The sequence below is a fragment of the Micrococcus sp. HMSC31B01 genome (assembly GCF_001816085.1).
Taxonomy (GTDB): Bacteria; Actinomycetota; Actinomycetes; order Actinomycetales; family Micrococcaceae; genus Micrococcus; species Micrococcus luteus.
Map to the genome: position 1 here is coordinate 1 of NZ_KV825314.1, position 2695 is coordinate 2695.

Below are 2695 nucleotides of genomic sequence, written 5' to 3' on the forward strand. Positions count from 1 at the left end.
CAGAGCGGCCAGCGCGCCCGCCTCGTCCCATTCGAACAGGCGCGAGGGCACGACGGCGGCCGCCCGCGCGGCGTCCCCGGCCAGCACGGCGGACACGAACGCGGTGCCCCCCTCGAGGGACTCCCACACCGTGGGCACGAGGCCCTCCTCCGCCGCGGGAGGCTCCGGGCGCTCGGCGTCCGTGCCGGTCAGCGTCACAGGGTGGTCCGCGGCGGTTTCCGCGTCCTCCGCCAGGGCGGCCTTCTCGACCTGCGCAACGCGCGGGGGCACCGCGGCCCGCAGCACGTCCGTGACGACGCCGGCCTGGCGGCGGGCCACCGCGCGAGCCGTCGCCAGGACCTCCTCCGTCAGCGGCGGGATGGCGGTGAGCACGCCGGTGAGCTCGGTGAGCTGGGCGCCGGTGGCCGGCTCCTGCTCCCGCGAGACGAGCCAGCCCGTCATGGCCCGTCCGCCGAAGCGGACGGACACGCGGGAGCCGGGGACCGCCCGGTCGTCCAGGGCCACGGGCACGAGATAGTCGAACTCGCGGTCCAGGTGCGGCACGGGCGAGTCCAGCAGGACGCGGGCGATCGGCCGCTCCGGCCACCCCTCGGCCCGCTCCGGCAGTCGGGGCGCGTCCTCCGGCTCCGGGAGGGCGAACAGCGTGTCCGTGATGCCCGCCTCCGGATCAGAGGCCGGCGGCAGCGCGCAGCTGCTCGCCGCGGTCCGTGCGCTCCCACGTGAAGTCGGCGTCGTCCCGGCCGAAGTGGCCGTTCGCGGCGGTCCGTCGGTAGATGGGCCGCAGGAGGTTCAGCTCCTTCACGATGGCGGCCGGACGCAGGTCGAACACCGCGTTCACGGCCTCGATGATCTTCTCCTCCGGCACCGTGGCCGTCCCGAAGGTGTCCACGTACAGGCCCACGGGCCGGGCCGAGCCGATCGCGTAGGCCACCTGGAACTCGGCGCGCGAGGCGAGGCCGGCGGCCACCACGTTCTTCGCGACCCAGCGGAGCATGTAGGCGGCGGAGCGGTCCACCTTGGACGGGTCCTTGCCGGAGAAGGCGCCGCCGCCGTGCCGGGCCATGCCACCGTAGGTGTCCACGATGATCTTGCGACCGGTGAGGCCGGCGTCGCCCACGGGGCCGCCGATGACGAACTTGCCGCCCGGGTTGATGATGATCCGCATGCCGGAGGTGTCGAGGCCGGAGCGCTCGATGACGGGCCGGATCACGTGCTCCTCCACGTCCGCCCGCAGCTGCTCCTGCGTGACCCACTCGTGGTGCTGCGTGGAGACCACCACGGCCTCGACCGTGGTGGGCACGTGGCCGGGCGCGTAGCCGATGGTGACCTGCGTCTTGCCGTCCGGCAGCAGGTACGGCATGGGCGTGTTCTCCGCCCGGCGCACCGCGGTGAGCCGCTCGGAGAGCCGGTGCGCGAGGTAGATGGGCATGGGCATGTACGCCGGGGTCTCGTCCGTGGCGTAGCCGAACATGATGCCCTGGTCCCCCGCGCCCTGCTCGTCCACCTCGTCCGCCGAGCCGTACTCGCGGGCCTCGAGGGACCGGGAGACGCCGGCGAAGATGTCCGAGGACTGCTGGCCGATGGAGATGTTCACGCCGCACTGGGCGCCGTCGAAGCCGTTGGCCGAGGAGTCGTAGCCGATGTCCAGGATGGTCTCGCGCACGATCCTGGGGATCTCCACGTACGCTGAGGTGTTCACCTCGCCGGCCACCTGCACCAGGCCGGTGGTGGTCAGGGTCTCCACGGCCACCTTCGCCGACGGGTCGGCGGCGAGGATCGCGTCCAGGATGGCGTCGGAGATCTGGTCGCAGATCTTGTCGGGGTGGCCCGCCGTGACGGACTCGGAGGTGAAGAGGCGGAGCTCTCCGCCGCCCACCCCCGAATACGGGTCGGCGTGGCGGGCGGGGCTCAGCGAGGCGGCATCGGTCATGCCGCACAGTCTAGGTCAGCGGCCCGACGCGCCGACGGGGTCGCGACCGGCGAGGTCATCCACGATCGCCTGCACGACGGCGGCCGCGGCCTCGTCCTTGGAGCCTGCGGCCTCCACGGCGGGGCGGCCGTCGGCGAACAGGATGGTCACGGCGGTCTCGTCCCGGCCGAACACCTTGTCCGTGCCGACCTCGTTGACCACGAGCATCTCGCAGCCCTTGCGCGCCAGTTTGGCCCGGCCGTACTCGAGCACGGAGGACGTCGCGTCGCCGGTCTCCGCGGCGAAGCCGACGATGAGCGGGGCCATGGGCCCGCCCTCGGAGCGGGTGCGCACGGCCGTGGCGAGCACGTCCGGGGTGCGCTCGAGCACGATGACGGGCGCGCCGCCGTCGTCGCCCTTCTTCATCTTGGCGTCCGAGACCTCGGCCGGCCGGAAGTCCGCGACGGCCGCCGCCATCACGAGGACGTCGGCGTCGGCGGCCTCCGCCTGCACGGCGTCCAACAGGTCCTGCGTGGACTCCACGGGCACGACGCGCTCGACGCCCTCGGGCGTCGGGACGGACATGGACCCGGCGACGAACCGCACGGTGGCGCCGGCGTCGAGGGCGGCGCGCGCCAGGGCGGCCCCCTGCTTGCCGGAGGAGCGGTTCCCCAGGTAGCGGACCGGGTCCAGGGCCTCGCGGGTGCCCCCGGCCGTGATCACCACGGTGCGACCGGCCAGCGGGCCGGGCGTCGGCTCGGCGTCGGACCCGGAGGCCCGGGGACG

Annotated in this window: 2 protein-coding genes and 1 pseudogene; all 3 read right to left on the minus strand. The window is 74.0% G+C overall.

Features of this window, described 5'->3' with window-relative positions:
* Positions 1–543, minus strand: a pseudogene (locus HMPREF3105_RS13720) (primosomal protein N'); the annotation flags it as partial.
* Between the two features lie 124 nt (positions 544–667).
* A complete protein-coding gene (gene metK / locus HMPREF3105_RS10095; RefSeq protein ID WP_083325334.1) occupies positions 668–1930 on the minus strand; it encodes a methionine adenosyltransferase in 1263 nt (420 codons plus the stop codon).
* Between the two features lie 15 nt (positions 1931–1945).
* The coding region (locus tag HMPREF3105_RS10100) for a phosphopantothenoylcysteine decarboxylase domain-containing protein (protein WP_305791346.1) at positions 1946–2695 on the minus strand (750 nt) is incomplete at its 5' end.